Source organism: Streptomyces sp. BI87, from assembly GCF_025957665.1.
Lineage (GTDB): Bacteria > Actinomycetota > Actinomycetes > Streptomycetales > Streptomycetaceae > Streptomyces > Streptomyces albidoflavus.
This window is the reverse complement of the sequence record NZ_CP110079.1, coordinates 3898748-3917099: the sequence shown is the minus strand read 5'-3', so window position 1 is coordinate 3917099 and position 18352 is coordinate 3898748. Positions and strand designations below refer to the sequence as shown.

The 18352-nt window shown below is 74.3% G+C and carries 17 protein-coding genes and 1 pseudogene; 10 read left to right on the top strand and 8 right to left on the bottom strand.

All coding sequences use genetic code 11. The features are described 5' to 3' along the window. Nucleotides 1-15 precede the first annotated feature (15 nt). From OIM89_RS17280 to OIM89_RS17270, 3 genes are all read left to right on the top strand, one after another. Nucleotides 16-549 (top strand): PH domain-containing protein, encoded by a 534-nt coding sequence (locus OIM89_RS17280; protein WP_047471016.1) that lies wholly within the window; start codon nt 16-18, stop codon nt 547-549. Further along, complete coding sequence (locus OIM89_RS17275) at nt 546-2084, top strand: PH domain-containing protein (protein WP_175457486.1); 1539 nt, start codon at nt 546-548, stop codon at nt 2082-2084. Before OIM89_RS17280 ends, OIM89_RS17275 begins: the two co-directional genes overlap by 4 nt. A 172-nt stretch (nt 2085-2256) precedes the next feature. Continuing rightward, complete coding sequence (locus OIM89_RS17270; protein WP_030698889.1) at nt 2257-2940, top strand: hypothetical protein; 684 nt, start codon at nt 2257-2259, stop codon at nt 2938-2940. A 9-nt stretch (nt 2941-2949) separates the two neighbouring features. Here the strand turns inward: OIM89_RS17270 and OIM89_RS17265 are convergent, their stop codons facing one another. The 5 genes from OIM89_RS17265 to OIM89_RS17245 form a co-directional block, all read right to left on the bottom strand. Then, a complete protein-coding gene (locus OIM89_RS17265; RefSeq protein ID WP_023418729.1) occupies nt 2950-3561 on the bottom strand; it encodes a response regulator transcription factor in 612 nt (203 codons plus the stop codon). Nucleotides 3562-3603: 42 nt separating this feature from the next. Beyond that, the gene (locus OIM89_RS17260) at nt 3604-4866 is read right to left on the bottom strand and encodes a sensor histidine kinase (RefSeq protein WP_047471011.1); all 1263 of its coding nucleotides are present in this window, start codon (nt 4864-4866) and stop codon (nt 3604-3606) included. Nucleotides 4867-5011: 145 nt separating this feature from the next. Further along, complete coding sequence (locus OIM89_RS17255) at nt 5012-7303, bottom strand: TOMM precursor leader peptide-binding protein (protein WP_264491405.1); 2292 nt, start codon at nt 7301-7303, stop codon at nt 5012-5014. Beyond that, nucleotides 7300-7476: a hypothetical protein gene (locus OIM89_RS17250; RefSeq protein ID WP_175457485.1), complete on the bottom strand. Its 177-nt coding sequence runs from the start codon at nt 7474-7476 to the stop codon at nt 7300-7302. Before OIM89_RS17250 ends, OIM89_RS17255 begins: the two co-directional genes overlap by 4 nt. Before the next feature lie 235 nt (nt 7477-7711). Continuing rightward, a complete protein-coding gene (locus OIM89_RS17245) occupies nt 7712-8659 on the bottom strand; it encodes an ArsR/SmtB family transcription factor (RefSeq protein WP_023418725.1) in 948 nt (315 codons plus the stop codon). An 894-nt stretch (nt 8660-9553) separates the two neighbouring features. Here OIM89_RS17245 and OIM89_RS17240 point away from each other — a divergent pair. From OIM89_RS17240 to OIM89_RS17230, 3 genes are all read left to right on the top strand, one after another. After that, entirely contained in the window at nt 9554-10978 is a 1425-nt protein-coding gene (locus OIM89_RS17240) for an aldehyde dehydrogenase family protein (RefSeq protein WP_047471013.1), read from the top strand. 36 nt (nt 10979-11014) lie between these two features. Continuing rightward, nucleotides 11015-11824, top strand: coding sequence for an alpha/beta fold hydrolase (locus OIM89_RS17235; RefSeq protein ID WP_030698893.1), 810 nt, complete (start codon nt 11015-11017; stop codon nt 11822-11824). Between the two features lie 174 nt (nt 11825-11998). Further along, complete coding sequence (locus tag OIM89_RS17230) at nt 11999-12256, top strand: MbtH family protein (RefSeq protein WP_003948915.1); 258 nt, start codon at nt 11999-12001, stop codon at nt 12254-12256. A 63-nt stretch (nt 12257-12319) separates the two neighbouring features. On the opposite strand, the gene OIM89_RS17225 is transcribed toward OIM89_RS17230, so the two are convergent. From OIM89_RS17225 to OIM89_RS17215, 3 genes are read right to left on the bottom strand one after another with little or no spacing between them, the layout of a single operon-like run. Then, nucleotides 12320-13117 carry an ABC transporter permease gene (locus tag OIM89_RS17225; protein ID WP_010645176.1) on the bottom strand — a complete coding sequence of 266 codons (798 nt, stop codon included), beginning with the start codon at nt 13115-13117 and terminating at the stop codon, nt 12320-12322. Then, nucleotides 13114-14055, bottom strand: a complete 942-nt coding sequence (locus OIM89_RS17220; protein ID WP_264491404.1) for an ABC transporter ATP-binding protein — start codon at nt 14053-14055, stop codon at nt 13114-13116. Before OIM89_RS17220 ends, OIM89_RS17225 begins: the two co-directional genes overlap by 4 nt. Further along, nucleotides 14052-14423, bottom strand: a complete 372-nt coding sequence (locus OIM89_RS17215; RefSeq protein ID WP_030698896.1) for a hypothetical protein — start codon at nt 14421-14423, stop codon at nt 14052-14054. Before OIM89_RS17215 ends, OIM89_RS17220 begins: the two co-directional genes overlap by 4 nt. 95 nt (nt 14424-14518) lie before the next feature. Between OIM89_RS17215 and OIM89_RS17210 the strand changes: the two genes are divergently transcribed. The 4 genes and pseudogenes from OIM89_RS17210 to OIM89_RS17195 form a co-directional block, all read left to right on the top strand. Then, nucleotides 14519-14935, top strand: coding sequence for a GntR family transcriptional regulator (locus tag OIM89_RS17210; RefSeq protein ID WP_030698897.1), 417 nt, complete (start codon nt 14519-14521; stop codon nt 14933-14935). A 209-nt stretch (nt 14936-15144) separates the two neighbouring features. Next, nucleotides 15145-16242 (top strand): DUF1648 domain-containing protein, encoded by a 1098-nt coding sequence (locus OIM89_RS17205; RefSeq protein WP_229360080.1) that lies wholly within the window; start codon nt 15145-15147, stop codon nt 16240-16242. Nucleotides 16243-16482: 240 nt separating this feature from the next. After that, nucleotides 16483-17838, top strand: coding sequence for a serine hydrolase domain-containing protein (locus tag OIM89_RS17200; protein WP_047471014.1), 1356 nt, complete (start codon nt 16483-16485; stop codon nt 17836-17838). A 118-nt stretch (nt 17839-17956) separates the two neighbouring features. Further along, a pseudogene (locus tag OIM89_RS17195) lies at nt 17957-18292 on the top strand (AMP-binding protein); the annotation flags it as partial. Nucleotides 18293-18352 lie beyond the last annotated feature (60 nt).

Here is an 18352-nt window from a genome sequence, read left to right as displayed (position 1 = left end):
ATCTACGCTGGGGGCATGGAGACGGGGAGCGGGACAGCGGCAGGCGGACCGGCGGCCGGCGGCACGGGGCGCGAAGGCCCGTCCGGCGACCCCGTCTGGACCGCGCTGCCACCCGGCCTGCTGGTGATGCGCCGGCTGCTGCTGGTGGCCTGGTCGGCGGGGCTCGCCCTGGTGGCCGGGGTGACACTCGGCGTGCTGGTCGGCCCCGCCTGGGCCCTGTTCGCCCTGGTCCCCCTCTCGGTCCTGCCCTGGGGGTGGCCCCTGCTGGGCCGGAACTGGCGCTCGTGGCGGTACGCCGAACGCGCCGACGACCTGCTGATCAGCCGGGGCGTCCTCTGGCACGAGCAGACGGTGGTGCCGTACGGCCGGATGCAACTGGTGGAGGTCACCTCGGGCCCGCTGGAGCGCCGGTTCGGCCTGGCCGGGGTGCAGCTGCACACGGCGGCCGCCGCGACCGACGCCCGCATCCCCGGCCTGAACCCGGCCGAGGCCGAACGCCTCCGCGACCGCCTCACCGAACTGGGCGAGGCCCGCTCGGCGGGGCTGTGAACGAGGAGACGGGGCCGGGCCCCGGCACACCACCTGGCCCGGGCGATCCGTCCGGCCCCGGCGATCCGTCCAACCCCGTTGATCCGCCCGGCTCGTCCGGCCCGCCGGAGGCGGACCCGCCCGCCGAACGCCGGCTGCACCCCGTCACCCCGCTGCGCCGGGCCTGGGCGCCCGTGGCGCTGCTGGCGGGGTGGGCCCTGCACGATCCGAACAGCGCGTACCGGCATGTCAGCGATCTGGCGACCGAGACCCTGCTGCTGGGGCTCGGGGTGCTGCTGCCCGCGGCCGCGCTGTACGGGTTCCTCTCCTGGTGGGTGACGCACTTCTCGGTCACCGACACGGAGTTGCGCATCCGGACGGGCGTGCTGTTCCGGCGTACCGCGCACATCCGGCTCGACCGGTTGCAGGCGGTCGACGTGACGCAGCCGCTGCTCGCCCGGTTCCTCGGCGTGGCCAAGTTGAAGATGGACGTCATCGGGACCAGCAGCAAGGACGAACTGGCCTACCTCGGCCAGGCGGAGGCACGCGCGCTGCGGGCCGAACTGCTGGCGCGCGCCGCCGGGTTCTCCCCCGAGGAGGCGGGCGAGGTCGGGGAGGCGCCGGTCCGGGAGCTGGTCCGGGTGGCGCCGCGCATGCTCGCCGTCTCGCTGCTGCTGACGGCCACCACCTGGCTGTCGCTGATCGGCGCGCTGCTGGTGCCGGGCTTCCTCTGGTTCGCCACCCACAACCTGTGGACGGTGCTGGCCGCCGGCGTCCCGCTGCTGGGCGCCGCCGGAGCCACGAGCGCCGGGCGGTTCGTCCGCGAGTACGACTGGACGCTCGGCGAGTCCCCCGACGGGCTGCGGCTGGACCACGGGCTGCTCGACCGGTCGCACGAGACGGTGCCGCCCGGCCGTGTGCAGACGGTGCGGATCGTCGAGCCGTGGCTGTGGCGGCGGCTCGGCTGGGTACGGGTGGAGCTGGACGTCGCCGGCTCGGACAACGGCGTCCTGCTGCCGGTGGCCGACCACGCCACCGCCCGCGAGATCATCGGGCGCGTCCTGGCCGGAGCCGAGGTACCCGGGGAGTTCGTCCGGCCGCCGGGCCGCGCGGCCTGGTGCGTACCGGCCTGGTGGCGCGGGTACGGCCTCGCCGTCACCGACCGCCTCTTCGCCGCCCGGCACGGCCTGTTCCACCGCACCGTCGCCCTCGTCCCGCACGCCAAGGTGCAGAGTGTCCGCCTGAAGCAGGGCCCGTGGCAACGCCACCAGGGCGTCGCCGACCTCCACGTCGACACCGGCGCCTCCAAGACGGTCGTCGCCCACCTCCGCGACGCCGACGAGGCCGCCACCCTCCTCCGCGACCAGGCCGACCGGTCCCGCACGGGCCGCCGCACGGCACAGCCGGACCGGTGGATGACGGGGGCGGCGACGGGAGGGGGGACCGAAAGCGGAACCCGAAGCGGACCCGGAGCGGGGGAGGGGACGGGCCCGGATCCAGGGAGGGGAGCCGGCCGGGGAACGTTTCCCGGGGCGGGTGGCGTCTCTGGGGGGTGACGCGCCCGGATCGCACGGCATATGCCGTCCGCTTGGTCACCTCAACCAGGCGCGCGGTGGCCCGGCCATGAATTCCGCATGTCTGATTGGTGATTCCCTCGCTGCCCGCCGGTACCCGACACGCGGGATACTGACGAGTAAGGGGCTTGCACGCAACGGACCGAGGGGCAGCGTGAGAAGGGCGGACGGGCACAGCGCGGTCCATCTCTGGTCCCTCAGCGAGGAGATCGGCATCGAGGACGACTCCTCCGGTGACGGGCTCGTACTCACCGGGCCCGACGGGGTCGACCGGGTGCCCGAGGTCTCGCCCCTGGTGCGGGAGGCGCTGCGGCGGATGCAGTTGGGGCCCGTCCTTCTCGCCAACCTCGCCCCGGAGCGGGGCAGAGGATGCGCGCCGGACGAGCCGCTGCCGGCCGCCGGCGGGGACCCCGGGCTGTCCCGGGTCCTGGCGAGCATCACCCACCTGGTGGTGCGCACCCTGGCCATCGACGACCTCGGGGGGCCGCTGCTCTCCGCCTTCCCCCTCTCCCGCTCCGCCCCCTTCACCCCGGTGCGACCGCCGCCGCGGCGGGCGGTGCGGATGGCGAGCGGGGTCTCGCTGACCCAGGAGAGCGGCGGCATCGCGATGTGGTCGGCGGCCGCCTCCCACCGGGTCCTGCTGCACCGGCCGGAAGCGGCGCTGGTCGCCTCGCTGCTGGGGTGGCCGGTGACGCCGGAGGACGCCGCCGACGCGCTGCCGGTGCCGGGGGCGGTGCCCCCGGGCGTCATCGGCTACCTGACCGCCGCCGGGATGGCGCGGCCGGTCCTCGGTCCGATGCCCGGCCGTACGGCCCCGCGCTCCCGGCTGACCGGGTGAGCAGGGGTTTCACAGCAGCCAGTCGGAGGCCTGGGCGATCCTGATCGCGTCCACCCGGTTGCGGGCGTTGAGCTTGGAGACGACCGTGGTCAGGTAGTTGCGGACGGTTCCGGCGGACAGGTGTAGTTCCCTGGCGATCTCGCCCGGCTCCCAGCCCTGCGCGACCAGCCGCAGCACTTCGGTCTCCCGCTCGGTGAGCGGGCTGTCCGCGCCGTCCCACGCCGAGAGGGCGAGCTGCGGGTCGATCACCCGGTGACCGGCGACCACCCGGCGTACGGCGGCGGCCAGTTCCTGCGGCGGGGCGTCCTTGAGCAGGTAGCCGGAGACGTGCGCCGACAGCGCGCGGCGCAGGGTGCCCGGGCGGCCGAGGTTGGTCAGGATCAGCGTCCGGCACTCCGGGAGCGACTCGCGCAGCCGGGCGGCGGCGGTCAGTCCGTCGATGCCGGGCAGATCGATGTCGATGATCGCGATGTCCGGCCGGAGTTCCAGCGCGCGCGGCAGGATCTCGTCGCCACGGCCCACCTCGCAGACGACCTCCAGGTCGTTCTCCAGGTTCAGCAGGGCGACCAGCGCGCCCCGGACCATGTGCATGTCCTCGGCCAGCAGGATGCGTATCGCCATGGAGGCCGCTCCTCAGTGTTCGTGGGGGAGGTTCGGGTGCGGTTACGCGACGGGGCCCTGGGCGTACGCCTCGGCCCGGGTGCCGGAGGCGCCGCGGTCCGGCCGCGCGGGGGCCTCGGCGGTGAGGGCGAAGGTCTCCGCCTCCGCGCGGGAGACGGAGAGCCGGCCCTGGACCGCCCGCAGCCGAGTCTCCAGGTTGCCGAGGCCGCTGCCGCTGTGCGGCGACATGTCGCGGTAGCCGGGGTCGACACCGTCGTTGGAGATGCGCAGCCGCACCAGGCCGCCCTCCCGGACCGCCGTGATGGCGCAGATGCCGGCGCGCGAGTGGCGCAGCAGATTGGTGACCGCCTCGCGGGCCACCGCCGCCAGCACCGTGTCGACCTCCGGATCGATGGCGCCGAGCCGGATGTCGGCGTGGACGGTGACGTCCGCCGACCGCAGCAGCGACTCGGCCGACGACAGCTCCTGCTCCAAGGACATCCCACGCAGCCCGGCGGCGACCGAGCGTACGTCGGCGAGGGATTTCCGTGACACGGCGAGGACTTCGCCGACCTCCTCCATCGCCCGCTCGGGGTGGCTGGGCACCAGGCGGTGGATCAGCTCGCTCTTCAGCGTGATCACGGAGAGGCTGTACCCGAGCAGATCGTGCAGGTCGCGGGCGAAGCGCAGCCGTTCCTGCGTGACCGCCATCCGGGTCCGCTCGACGCGGGTGTCGTGCAGCACCTGGACCAGCTCCGCCAGGCGGGAGAGGCCGTAGACCACCAGGCCGGTCAGCAGCGTGGACTGCACCAGGTAGAAGGCGTCGCGCAGCGGCAGGCCCTCCAGCAGCGGCGGGAGCGCCATGGTGAGGCCGACCAGGCCGTAGGCGGGCCAGGCCCAGCGCGGCGGCAGCAGGAGCAGCAGCGACCCGGCGAGGAACCCGGCCATCGAGCCCCACTGGGACTGGAAGAAGACCAACGGCGCGAAGGTCAGCACCGCCTGGCTGCCGAGGGTGGCGCACCGCCGGGGCAGCGGGGAGAGCCGCGCCCGCGCGCGCGAGTGGCCGATCTGGAGCAGGAAGACCCCGGCCTGGCAGACGAACGACATGGCCAGCGACGACCGGGTGTGCGGCGCAGCCGCGAGGTTGAGGGAGGTGACGCTGAGATAGCCGAGCAGGACGACGACCAGGATGACCCGGGCTATTCTCGGCGCGGGCAGGTACAGCGGGTCGGCCGGCACGCCCGGGACGAAGGCATCGCCGGTCTCCGGTTCCGCCTCCCCGGCCGCCCCGGGGCCCTCCAGCGGCCTGCCATCGCCCCGTCGCATCCGCGTACAACCCTTCCCCCGTCGAACCTCCGTGCTACGCAAGGAGCGTAAGTGATCTGCGGGGAGGCTGTGCCGGAATCGTGGCGGGGGTGCGCGCGGAATCCACGCGCCACCGGAGGGCGGCGCGTGGGAACCGTAACCGGAATCAGACGAAGAGCGGGGTCGGGTTCAACTCCTCCAGTCGGCAGCGTTCCGTACGCAATCCCAGCTCCACAGGCGTGTCGTAGAGGCGGCCGGGGGCGAAACGGGGCCAGAAGTGGCGCAGGCCCGGCACCAGAACCTTGACAACCGGAAGATCCAGATCCGGCCTGGTCTGGTCCAGAACGAGGAGTTCGAGGCCACGTGATCGCAACAGTTCCGTGATGGAGCGGACGTCGTCCAGGAGATCACCCGCGGGGGTGTACGCCCAGTGGCCGGGGGTGCGTGCCGGGGTGGCCGGATCGGCCCGTAGGTAGGGGCGGTTGGCGGCGGTGGCGTGCCGCCACCAGTCCAGCGGGTCGGGGTCGGTGCAGCGGTAGCCGCGACCGTCCGGGGTCACGTCGTTGACCAGGGGCAGCAGTTGGCCCATCTCGGTCAGGGCCCGGCGCAGCGCCACCCGCGGGTCGAAGTGGGCGCCGAAGCCGAAGACGATGTCCTCGGCCTGCTTGTCGGTGCGCCGGGAGAGCGCGGCGACCACCGGGATGCCGAGGTCGGCGGTGAGGTCCAGCGCCCACACCTCGCGGTCCACCGACCCGTAACCGGCGCGCAGTCGCTCGATGTACGGCTCGTCGAACGCGTCGAGGTCGACGGCCGGATGGCGGGTGCGGTTGTACCACCAGATCGCCACGGCGTCCCGCTCGACCAGTTCCAGGAACCCCTGGACCAGGGCGTCCTCGGGGCTGCTGCCCGCGGCGTTGCCGTTGGAGTCGGCCCACACCCCGTCGGGCGCCTCGTGTTCGCCGAAGAAGAGCAGCGAGGTCGGCAGCAGCCGCTGCCTCCCGTGGGTCAGCGACCAGACCGGGGTCCACTCGGTGGGGCGGTCCTCGTCGAAGCGGCGCGGCACGTGGTGCAGGTGGGAGCCGCCGCCGTTCCAGTGGTCGCGGTCGGCGAACTGCCGGTCGTGGAAGAGCTGGACGGCGTTGGGGTGTACGGCGGCCTCGCCGAGCGCGCGGTAGGTGTCGCGCACCACCGGCTCGTCGCCCTGCCGGGTCCCGCTGTACCGCTCGACCGCCTCGCAGAGCGCGCTGGTCCGCGCCTCGGTGTCGGTGAGCCCCTTGCCGCCGCTGAGCGAACGCAGCCCCGCCCGCAGTCCGGCGAGGGTGCCGCTGCGCATGGCGAGGTTCTGCCCGGAGAGGTAGCTGCTGATGAAGCCGGGGCTGCCCGGCGCCCGGCGGATCTCCTTGACGATGCCGGTGACGGGGCCGACCAGGTGCCCGTACCGCTCCAGCATCTGGGCGGGGGTCAGGGCCCGGTGGCCGTTCAGCTCGCCGGCGGCCTTGGGACGGGACACGGGGACGAACGGAGTCTCGATCCTGCGGGCCGTCAGCCCCGGGTCGCCGCAGACCGCGCACTGCGGGAGCCGGGCGGCGGGGTGGGTCGCGGTCTCCAGGGTCAGCGTGTCCAGGGTGGTGATTCCGTCGTGGCTCGCGCCGCGCGCGCCCGCCAGCCACTTGGCCGCCTCCAGGACGGCCAGGTGCGCGGCGACGGCCCGGCCGGCCGCCAGCGTGGCGGGCGGGCGCCGTACGGGGCCCTCCTCGCCCAGCGCCCGCTGGAGCGGACGTTCGGCGTACCGGTGGCCGCGCAGCCGGGTGGCGAGGCAGTGCCAGCACGGGCCGTCGTGCGGGCGAAGGACAGGCCCGAGCCAGAGCGCGGCCGAGCCGGTCCGCACGGGGAGCCAGGGGGTGCCGGCCGTACGCTGCCGGGCGTCGATCTCGGCGAGTTCCGGGGCGAGGTAGTCGTCGCACAGGACGAGCGCGAGGTCGGCGCGCTCCGCTCCGTCGGTCACCGTCAGCCCCGAGGCGCGGCACGCCTCGGCGGCCCCGGCCGCGTCGGTGCCGGCCAGGGGGACGAGCGCCACCGTCGCCCCGGCCAGCGCGGCCAGGGCGGCGGGGGCGCCGGGGCCCGCGAGGTCCCAGTACGCCTCGGCGGCCGGGTCGGCCGTGCCGGGCGTACGGAGGCGGAGCAGGCCGGCCGCGTCGAGTGCGCGCAGCGAGCCGGCCGCCTCCTCGGCCGTCAGCGCCGGTGTGGCCGCGCTGATCACCTCGGCGTGGTCGCGGGTTCCGTCCAGCAGCGGCGCCAGCACCTCGGCGGGGGCGCCGCGCAGGGCGGTCACCCCGCGCTGGGAGACGAGGTAGGCCGCCTCGCCGGGCACCACGGTCGCCCGCAGATGACTCTTGAAGCCGATCAGCCCGCCGCGGTCACCGGCGGGCCCCCGGCCGTCTCCCCCCAGGCCGGTCATGCCTGGCGCTGCTCGCGGCCGGACGGGGCCGGGACGGCCGGAGAGGCGGCGATGCAGATGGTGAAGAGCGCGGTGCCGTGCTCGGGCAGGGTCTCCAGGTCCTCGATGACCAGCGTGCGGGCCGAGGAAGCCGCTCCGTCGGCGCGGGTGGCGGAGATCGTGGCAGAGCTCATGGTGATGGCTTCCCTTTCGTCCGTGGGGTGCGCGCGCCCGGTCGTGTCCGGCGCCTCCCCCGAGGCCCCCCGGTCGGGGTCCGTTCCTGCGATTCTGGGCGTACACGGTGAACGCCGGACAGACCTGCGCGTCACCAAGCGGCCATGAAATTCTCATGACGCCGACGACTGCGTTCGGCGCAGCCCGAAACAGGGGGCCGTACGGCGGACCGGGGTGCAGATTAACCGGGGCGGTTCAGGCGGCCGGGCTCGGGGCGAGCAGCGGGGCCGGCGCCGGCGTACGCAGCCGGCCGCCGAGCAGGGCCATGCCCAGCGGCGTCACCGAGTGCAGCGCGCAGTTGCGGACCCGGCGGGTGGTGATGAGGCCCGACTCGCGCAGTATCGAGGCGTGCTGGCTGGCACTGCCGGGCGAGACGCCGAGCCGCGCGGCGAGCTGGCTGGTGGTGCAGGTGCTGGTCAGCGCGCGCAGGGCGGCCGCCCGGGTCTGGCCGACCAGGGCCCGCAGGGCCTCCCCGCCGATCGCGTCGGCCTCGTCGGTCGGGGCGAACAGCTCGGAGACCTCGGAGGGTACGGCGAAGACCAGCGCGGGCTGGCCGCTGTCGCGTTCGGCGTGCAGCGCGCGGCCCACCAGGCCCGGGAGGAAGGCGGACGGACTCAGCAGCAGTCCGCGGCCCTTGAGGTGGAGGTCCAGCTCCGGGCCGTCGTGGATCTCCAGCACCGGCGGGTTCCACACGATCCTCGGATGGAGCGTGGCGAGGAGGCGCTCGACGCCGCCGGTCATCACGATCCTGCCGTGCTCGGCGCACTCGTGGTCGAGGTGTTCGAGGACGCGGTCCCAGTACGGGGCGCCGCCCGCCCGCCACATGTCCACGGCGAGCCGGGTCACCTCGGTACGGGTCAGGTGCAGCGCGGAGAGCACCGAACTGTCGGCCTTCGGGGAGGAGTCGAGGAGGAAGAGCAGGTCGTCGGGGGCGCGCAGCGAGCGGAGCAGGGGCAGCAGAGGGCGGCTGAGGGAGTAGGTGTCGCGGAGTCTCGCCAGGGTCTCGCCGCGCCATCGGGCGTACTCCGCGTTGCGGGAGTGGGCCAGCGCGCCGAGCGCGAAGATCCCCTCGGCGACCGGCCCGAGCGTGCTCTGCAGGCGCGTGCGGGCCAGGTCCGCGGCGGAGAAGTGAATCCTCTGCATGTGTTCCCCCGTTGATGTGTGGTGGACCCGCGGCAGGCGCGCGGCCGGACCGCCTCCACCGGGTCGCGGTGGAGGGGCTGTGCCGCTGCCCGCCCGGCCGGACGGTGTCCGAGGGCGGGTGCCGTACGCACGGATACGCACGAATACCTCGTGTGCTGGTGCCAGGGGCGCCGGCGTGCGGCCGCTCCTGTCCAGACCTTTCCAGACGGTGCCACGGCGGGTGGCGTGCGGACAGTGCCGCGCTCCTTGAGCCGCCATGGCCGATTCACCACCACGATCATGAATTCTTCAGGTGTGGCTCCGGGCGGGGCCCGGCGAAAGATCCCGGCCCCGTTCCGGGGCTCGGGTTTCGCGCCGCGCGCGGCCCGCCGGGCCTGCCCGGCGGCCCCGGGGGCGCGGGCATGTGGCGGCCCATCACTACGAGTTACGAGGCCACAGGACCGGGCGGGGCTTCCCGGGGGTCTGCGTCCGCCGCCCCTGAGCCGGGGTCCGCCCGAGGGCGGGGGACGCCGGAGGGTGGCCCGGAGGGGGCGTGTCCCGGCCATCGGGGTGCGTTCAAGACGGCCAGGACCCGGCACCCGGCCGAGGCGTGCCCTTCGGCCATCAGGGGCCGCGCCTGGCTGATTCTCGCCGTTCCGGTGTCCGGTGCGGCGGTGGGGGGTCCTCGGCCGCCGGCCCGGCCGGGAGGAGAAAGGTGGCCAAGTCCCGGGCCCCCGGGAGGGTTTGCCGAGGACCGAAACTGTGGCTCGCGGATGTGCGGGAGACCTACGCTGCGCCGGCGGGAACGTGGAGTTCTCTGCGGGAGGCCCGGGAGCGCCCGGCGCCCCGAGACGAAGGCGGGTCCCTGTGCGCTTCAGGAGACCGCTTCCCAGCGAGCGCCCTTGGGGGAGAGCTGTGATCAGGGAATCCGTGGAGGACGTGGTCGTCCGGGCCAGAGCGGCCCAGGCCGAGATCGCCTCGTGGTCGCAGGAGGAGGCCGACCGGGCCGTCGCGGCCGTCGGCTGGCACTGCTACCAGGAGGAGACGGCGCGCCGGCTGGCCCGGCTGAGCCACCGGGAGACCGGGCTCGGGGACGCCGAGGACCTGTACGCCCTCCAGCGCAGGCGGGTGCTGGGCATCCTGCACGACCTGCACGGGGCCCGGACGACCGGCGTGGTCGAGTCGGACCCGGCACTGGGTCTGGTGAAGATCGCCAAACCGCTGGGGGTGATCGCGGTGGCGAGCCCGGCGACGGCCCCGGCCCCCGGCATCATCTGCAACGCGCTGCCGATGCTGAAGACCCGTAACGCCGCCGTCTTCAGCCCCAACCCCCGGGCCCGGCGCAGTGCGCGGGCCACGATCGACGTGATGCGGGCCGCCCTCGCCTCGGTGGGCGCGCCTCCGGACCTGCTGGCCTGCCTGCCCGAGGCGGGCCGGGAGGCGGGCTCGCAGCTGATGGCCGAGGCGGACTCGGTCGTCGCCATCGGCGGCTCGGGCACCGTACGCCGCGCGTACCGCAGCGGTACGCCCGCGATCGGGGCCGGGGTCGGCAACCCGACGGTGGTGGTGGACGAGACGGCGGACCTGGCGGCGGCGGTGGCCGCCGTGCAGCACGGCGCCGGGTTCAACCACGGCACCTCGTGCTCCTCGGAGAGCAACGTCCTGGTCCACCACTCGGTGGCGGCCGCCTTCGAGCAGGGCCTGGCCGACGCCGGCTCGTACCTCTGCGACGAGGCGGAGACGGACCGGCTGACCCGGCGGCTGTGGCCGGACGGCGCGACACTCGACCGTGACCTGATCGGCCGCCCCGCCACGGAGCTGGCCGCGGCGGCCGGGATCGACCTGGGCGGGCGGGAGGTCACCGTCCTCGCCGCCCGTTGCGCCGACCCCTGGCGGGACCAGCCGCTGCTGCGGGAGAAGATCTCACCGCTGCTGACCCTCTGCGTCTACCGGGAGTTCGGCGAGGCGGTCCGCCTGGTGCAGTCCATCGCGGAGCGGTGCGGCCTCGGCCACAGCTGCGCGGTGCACACCACCCGCGAGGACCGGGTGCTGCGGCTGGCCGAGGAGGTCACCCACTGCCGGGTCGTCGTCAACCAGTCGACGATGACCAACACCGGCAGCCTCTCCGCCGGTGTCCCCTTCACCACCACGCTCTCCGCCGGCAGCTGGGGCGGCTCCAGCGTCGCCGGCAACGTCACCTGGCGCCACTTCCTCAACCACACCACGGTCTCCCGGCCCATCCCGGCCCGGGTCCCCGACGAGGCGGCGCTCTTCGCCCCGTACCGCGCGGACACCGCGGCCCCGTCCCACCCCCGGCTCCTCGCCCCCGCGGACGCCTGACGGCCTACGCGGAACGGCCGAAAAGAAGGGCAAGTCGTGCCGATCGAACGCATCAACGGAATCAGGCTCCACTACGAGGAAAGCGGCAGCGGCGAGCCGGTCGTCATGGTGATGGGCTCCGGCGCGGGCGGCCGCTCCTGGCACCTGCACCAGGTGCCGGCGCTGCGCGCCGCCGGGTACCGGGTCGTCACCTTCGACAACCGGGGCATCCCGCCGACCGACGCCTGCGCCGAGGGGTTCACCGTCGACGACATGGTGGCCGACACGGCAGGGCTCATCGAGCACCTGGGGCTCGGCCCGTGCCGCCTGGTGGGCACCTCGCTCGGCGCCCACGTCGCCCAGGAACTCTGCCTGGCCCGGCCGGAGCTGGTCAGCCAGGTGGCGCTGCTGGCCACCCGCGGCCGGGACGACGCGATGCGCCGGGCGCAGTCGCGCGCCGAGCGCGAGTTCCACGACGAGGGCGGCGTGCTGACCCCGCTGTACGGCGCCACCGTGCGCGCCCTGCAGAACCTGTCGCCGGCCACGCTCCGCTCCGAGAAGGAGATCCAGGACTGGCTGGACATCTTCGAGATGGCACCCCTCTCCGGGGCACCGGGCCACCGCGCCCAGCTCGGCATCGACATGACCGCCGACCGGCTGCCGGCCTACCGGCGGATCGCCACGCCCTGCCTGGTCGTCGGGTTCGCCGACGACCTGATCCTCCCTCCGCACCTGGGCCGCGAGGTCGCCGACGCGATCCCCGGCGCCCGGTACGTGGAGGTGGCGGACGCGGGCCACTACGGCTACCTGGAACGCCCCGACCAGGTCAACAACGCCCTGCTCGACTTCTTCGCGCAGCGCGCCTGAACCGGCAGGGGGCCGGGAGGCGCCTCGCGCGGCGTCTCCCGGCCCCACCGGACCGCACCAGCCCGGGCCGGTTCGAGCCCAGGTGAAACACGTTGAACCGGTCGACACGGCCGGGAAACCATGCCGCGGGAACCGGGATCTGACCGGAACCCCAACATGAGGAAAGGGAAACTCATGGAGAACCCGTTCGACGACGACAACGGCATCTTCTACGTGCTGGTCAACGACGAGAACCAGCACTCGCTGTGGCCCACGTTCGCCAAGGTGCCGGACGGCTGGACGGTCGTCTTCGGCGAGGACAGCCGCCAGAACTGCCTCGACTACGTCGAGAAGAACTGGACCGACATGCGGCCCGCCAGCCTGATCCGCGAGATGGACGGAGTCCCGGCCACCTCCCGGGGTACGGCGGCCCAGACCGCCGTACCCGCCTGATCGACCGGCGCGAACCGTCGCGGGTGTCCCGGAGTGCAGTCCGGGGCACCCGCTCCCGCGTGTTCAGACCACGTCGCGGCGCATCGGCACCAGCACCGCCACCGCCGCGGCCACCAGGGCGTAACCGGCCAGCAGCAGTCCGCCACCCACCGGGGAGAGCAACGAGACGGGACTGGTGGCCAGTTCGCCGGCGACGGCCTCGGCGACGTAGGTGAAGCTGGTCAGGGAAGCCGTGGCGCCGCCGGGGAGCAGCGGGTAGACCAGGTTGACGCCCGGGATCATCATGAGGATCAGCTCGCCCATGTAGAGGTAGCCGATGACCACGGCGAGGGCGACGGTCATGTTGCGGATCAGCGCGCCCATCGCCACCCCGAGCAGGGTGTAGACCGCCATCGTCAGGGCCAGCCGCAGCAGCAGCTCCCAGACGGTGCCCGCGGCCAGGCCGGGCGTGACGCCCCGCGCGGCCAGCGCCCCGTAGAACCCGGCCCCCGCGCTCACCGCCAGCACCAGCCCGTAGACCAGTCCGGCGCCCCCGAAGGTGACCAGCTTGGCGGTGAGCACCTGCCAGCGCTTCGGCGCGAAGAGGAAGGTGTACGTGGCGGTGCGGTGCCGGTACTCCGCGGTCATCGCCAGCGTGCCGAGGGCGGCCGGGACGAAGACGGTGAAGCCGAGCATCCCGAGGACGGAGAGCACCCCCTCCTCGGTGTCCAGGCCGGGCATCGGCGGGCTGAAGTTCTCCGGGCCCACGACGGCCATCAGGCCGACCAGCCCGCCGCCGAGCAGGACGGCGGTCACCAGCGCCCACCGCCACATCCTGGTCGCCGCCAGCCGGCGGAACTCCGCCTTGATCAGCGCGTTCACCGTGCGTCCCCCTCGTACTGCCCGGCCTGTCCGGCCCGGTCCTGGGTCAGGTCGAGGAACAGCTGCTCCAGGCTGCCGTCCTCGGCGCCGAGTCCGTGCACCCGCAGCCCGGCGGCCGCGGCCAGGTCGGCCGTCTCGGCGGCGGTGAGCCCGCTGACCCGCAGCGAGCCGTCCTCGGCGGTGGCCACCTCGGCGTCCGGGCCCCGGGTGCCGTCGAGGATCAGCGCCCGCAGCTGCTCGGCGTCGGGCGAGTGGACCAGGACGGTGGGGGGCCGGCGCCGCGCGATCTCCGCCAGCGGTCCGGCGGCGACCATCCTGCCGCGCCGGATCACCACGACGTCGTCGACGATCTGCTGGACCTCGCTGAGCACGTGGCTGGAGACGAGGACCGTGCGGCCCTCGGCGGCCAGTTCGCGCAGGAAGGTACGGAGCCAGGCGATGCCCTCGGGGTCGAGGCCGTTGCTCGGCTCGTCGAGCAGCAGGACGCTCGGGTCGCCGAGGAGCGCGGTGGCGAGGCTGAGCCGCTGCTTCATGCCGGTGGAGAAGGTGCGGGTGCGGCGGTGGGCGTGCTCGGCGAGGCCGAGACGGTCCAGCAGCTCGTCCACCCGGCTGTCCGGGTGGCCGCCCATCGCACAGTAGATCCGCAGGTGGTCGCGGGCCGAGTGGTTGGGGTGGAAGGCGCCGGCGTCGAGGACCGCGCCGACCGTCCTGGTGGGGCGGTCCAGCTCCGTGTAGCGCCGGCCACCGATGGTGGCGGTGCCCTCGGTGGGGGTGACCAGGCCGAGGATCATGCGCATCGTGGTGGTCTTGCCCGCGCCGTTGGGGCCGAGGAAGCCGGTGACGACGCCCGGCTCCACGGCGAAGCTCACCGAGTCCACGGCGGTGACCTCGCCGAACCGCTTGGTCAGGCCGGTCACCTCGATCCCGTACGCCTTCACCGGCCCCTCCCCAGGTGGTGGGTGAGCTGCTCGGCGAGCTGGTCGGCCTCGTCGACCGAGAGCACCAGCTCGTCGAAGTCGGCGGAGGCGGCGGCGCGGTCCAGCAGGACGTGCAGTCCGGGCGAGCCCCGGTAGGCGGCGACGAGCTGGCGCGGCCCCTTGACCAGGCCCCAGGTGCCGACCTTCGCGAAGCCGGAGACCTGTATGCCGCTGCGGGTGCCGTGGGCCTCGCGCAGCGGGTCGCGGACGGGGTCGACGCGGCGCAGGGCCGCCAGCGGGACGGTCACCTTGTCGCGCTTGAGCCACATCCGCTCCCAGCCGCTGAACGTCACGGTGAGGTCGGTGCCGGAGATCTTCATCAGTGCCATGGGGAGCTTCCCATCCCTCGGGGACCCGTGAGGTCCGCTGCGACTTCTGCGCTGGCCATCTGTTCTAGTAGTTGTATATCAGATAGATTGAAGCTGTGCAGCTCCTACTCGATCTCGACAGCGAGGTCCCGATCTACCAGCAGATCCGGGACCGGGTGGTGGAATCCGTCGCGGACGGCACGCTGGGCCCGGGCGCTTCCCTGCCCTCGACCCGGCAGTGCGCCGTCGACCTCGCGATCAACTTCCACACCGTCAACAAGGCCTACGACCTGCTCCGCCGGGAGGGGATCATCCGCATCAACCGCAAGAGCGGCGCGGTGGTCCACCCCGACGTCGGCCGTGCCACGCCCGAACTGCGGGCGGGCGAGGACTGGCGGCCCCGGCTGCGCGTCCTGCTCGCCGAGGCGGTCGTCCGGGGCGTGCCCGAGGCGGAGGTCGCGGCGTACGTCCGCGCGGCCCTCGACGGGTTCGCGCTCGGCCGGGCGGACGAGGAGAAGGACGGAGGTGGATAGGGGATGGTGACCGTACGACCGGGCGGCCGCCGCGTATTCGGCGCTCGCCGAAGACGGTTGCGGGCCGGGCCGCCCGCGGGGGAGGTTGCCGGACGGTGCCGGGTGCGCGGCCGCGCGGCGGCGCACCCGGCAGGACCGCTCCCGCGAGGCCGCTCCCATGACCATGACAGCCATGACCATGACTTCGTCGGACGGATCAGGTGAACGCCGTGCTCGTCAGCCTTCTCGTCAACTCCACGGTGCTCCTGCTCCTGGGCGCCGTCTTCTACGCGGCACCGAGCCCGCGCCTGAGTCCGCACGCGGTGCTGTTCGGCGTCCGGGTGCCCCCCGGCCGGGCCGAGGCGCCCGAGGTCCACCGGGAGCGCCGCCGCTACCGGGCCCTGCTGCTGCCCGCCACCGCGGTCCTCACCGCGGTCTCGCTCGGCCTCGGCGCCCTCACCGACAGCGCCCTGGTCGGCTCCGTGGCGGCGCTGGTGCTCTGCGGGGTCGCCGCCGTGCTCTGGCTCCGCGCCCACCAGGCGCTCACCCGCGCCAAGGAGGAGGGCGGCTGGTACGAGGAGCTGCGGCAGGGCGTCGCCATGGACACCTCGCTGCGCACCGACCCGGTGCGGATGCCCTGGCTCTGGGTGGTCCCCTCGCTGCTGGTCCTCGCGGTGAGCGCGACGGCCGGGGCCTTCGCCTACCCGGAGCTGCCGGACACGCTGTGGCTGCCCGAGCGCTCCCCCTCCGGCACCGCGTACCGCGCGTTCGCCACCACCTTCTGGTCGGCCTTCAGCCTGGTCCTCGCCCAGCTCGCGGTCACCCTCACCATGGTCGGCACGGTCGCCGCGGTCCTGCGGGCCCGTGCCGACGTGGACGCCTCCCGGCCCCGCGCCAGCGCGGCCGAGTACCGCCGCAGGCTCGTCCTGACCGTCCGTGCCCTGCTCGGTGTGGGCGCGCTGGTCAACGTGATGCTGCTCGGCCTCTCCGCGATGATGTGGACCGGCAACCGCTCGGGCGCGCTGCTCGCGGTGGTCGTCGGCGTGCCGGCGCTGCTGGCGGTGGCCGGCGCGGTGTACCCCTTCCTGCCGATGGCGCGGGCCGGGGCCGGGGAGGACGAGGCGACCGGCCTGGTGACGCGGGACGACGACCGGTTCTGGCGGGCGGCCGGGACCGTGTACGTCAACGCCGACGACCCGGCCGTGCTGGTCCCCAAGCGCGTCGGCCTGGGCTGGACGGTCAACCTCGCCAACCGCCGCCTCCTGGCCGGCTGCGCCGTGGTCCTGGTGCTGGGCGCGGCGGCCGGTGTGGTGCTCGCCCTCGGCTGACCGCGAGGGCGGGCCGGCCCGTTCCGCTTGCGGTCAACTCCCCTGTGACCAGCGGCTTTCCGCTGCTGCTGAAGCTGATTGCGGTAGCTCCCGGCGCACGGGAGTCTGGTGAGGCAGGCGAGGCATGTCCCGCCGCCCCCGTAGTCGACGCCGTACCGCGGCGTGTCGCGCTGTGGTCCGCGCCGGGGCACGACGATCAGCGTGAAGGGTCCGGTGGGTGCAGTGGGCGCAGGGGACGCAGTGGGTGCCGAGGGGGCGGAACGGGACGCGGTCGGCGCGCTCTTCGAGGAGCTGGTGCGCGAGCACCGGGTCACCGGGGCGCAGCTGGCCGTCTACCGCGACGGCACCCTCAGCGAGTACGCCACCGGCCTCGCCTCGGTCCGCACCGGTGAACCGGTGACCACCCGGACGGGTTTCCCCTTCGGCTCGGTGACCAAGTTCCTCACGGCCGAGCTGGTCATGCAGTTCGTCTGCGACGGCGACCTGGACCTCGACGACCCCCTCGCCGGGCTCCTCCCCGACCTGGGACGCGCCGCCGACCCGGCCCTCGGCACCGCCACCGTCCGCCAGCTCCTCAGCCACACCGCCGGGGTGGTGGACAGCATCGAGTACGACGAGATGCGCGGTCCCTCCTACCGGCGGTTCGCCGGGGCGTGCGCCCGGCAGCCCGCGCTCTTCCCGCCGGGCCTCGCCTTCTCCTACTCCAACACCGGCTACTGCCTGCTGGGCGCGGTGATCGAGGCGGCGTCGGGGATGGACTGGTGGACGGCGATGGACAGTTGCCTGCTGCGTCCGCTCGGCATCGAGCCGGCCTTCCTGCACGACCCGCGCCCCGGCCAGGGCGGCGCCACCCGGCCGGTGGCCGAGGGCCACGCGCTGCGCGCCGGCGGCGAGCGGGCCGAGCGCGTCGACCACATGGCCTCGCTCTCGCTGGCCGCCGCCGGCGGACTGGTCGGCAGCGCCACCGACCTGGTCACCGCGGCCCGCCCCCACCTGGCCGACCGGAAGACCTTCGCCCAGCACGACCTGCTCCCCGAGGACGCCGTCCTCGCCATGCGCACCTGCGTGCCGGACGCCGAGCCGTTCGGCCTGGCCGACGGCTGGGGGCTGGGCCTGATGCGCCACGGCACCGGCGACGGCGCCTGGTACGGCCACGACGGCGCGGTGGGCGGCGCCTCCTGCAACCTCCGTATCCACCCGGACCGTTCGCTGGCGCTGGCGCTGACCGCCAACTCCACCGCCGGGCCGAAGCTGTGGGAGGCGCTGGTCGCGCGGCTGCCGGAGGCCGGGCTCGACGTGGGCCACTACGCGCTGCCCGTCCCCGACTCCCCGCCCCTCGCCCCGGACGCCGGCCACCTCGGCACCTACGCCAACGGCGACCTGGCGCTGATGGTGGCCCACGACGCCGCCGGCGACCTCCTCCTGACCCGCGAGAGCTACTCCGACTACCGCCTCTCCCTGCACGAGGACGACCTCTTCGTGGCCCGGAGCGGCGAACCCGGCGCGCTCCCGATCACCGGCCGCTTCGTCCGGGAGCACCCGGCGGGGCCGGTCGCCCTGCTCCAGTACGGCGGCCGGGCCATGCACCGGCTCTGACCCGCCCCCTCTGGCCGGCCGGGCGCCCCGCGACGGGTGCCCGCGCTCCGGCCTTCCCGCCCGCCGGGAGCCGCCGTGTCCGTGCGCCATCAGTTTCGAGATATCCGGAGAGTTCACGATGTTCCAGGATGAGCGGTCGATGCCGGCGGTCCAGCACGCGACGGTCGTGGAGGGGTTCGCGGCCCGCGCGGCGGCCACCCCGGACGCGGTGGCCCTCGTCTGCGGCGGGCGCGCCCTGACCTACCGCGAACTCGACCGGCGGGCGGACGGCCTGGCGCGCGCGCTGGCCGGGCGGGGAGTGGGCGCGGAGTCCCGGGTGGGGCTGCTGATGGCCCGCTCGGCGGAGGTCGTCGTCGCCATGCTCGCCGTGCTGAAGGCGGGGTCCGTGTACGTCCCGCTGCATCCGGACAGCCCCGAGGAGCGGACCCGTTCCCTCCTCACGCGCAGCCGTGCCGTGCTCGTCCTCACCGACCAGGACCGGTCCACCGTCGCCGGGTTCCCCGCGCTACGGGCG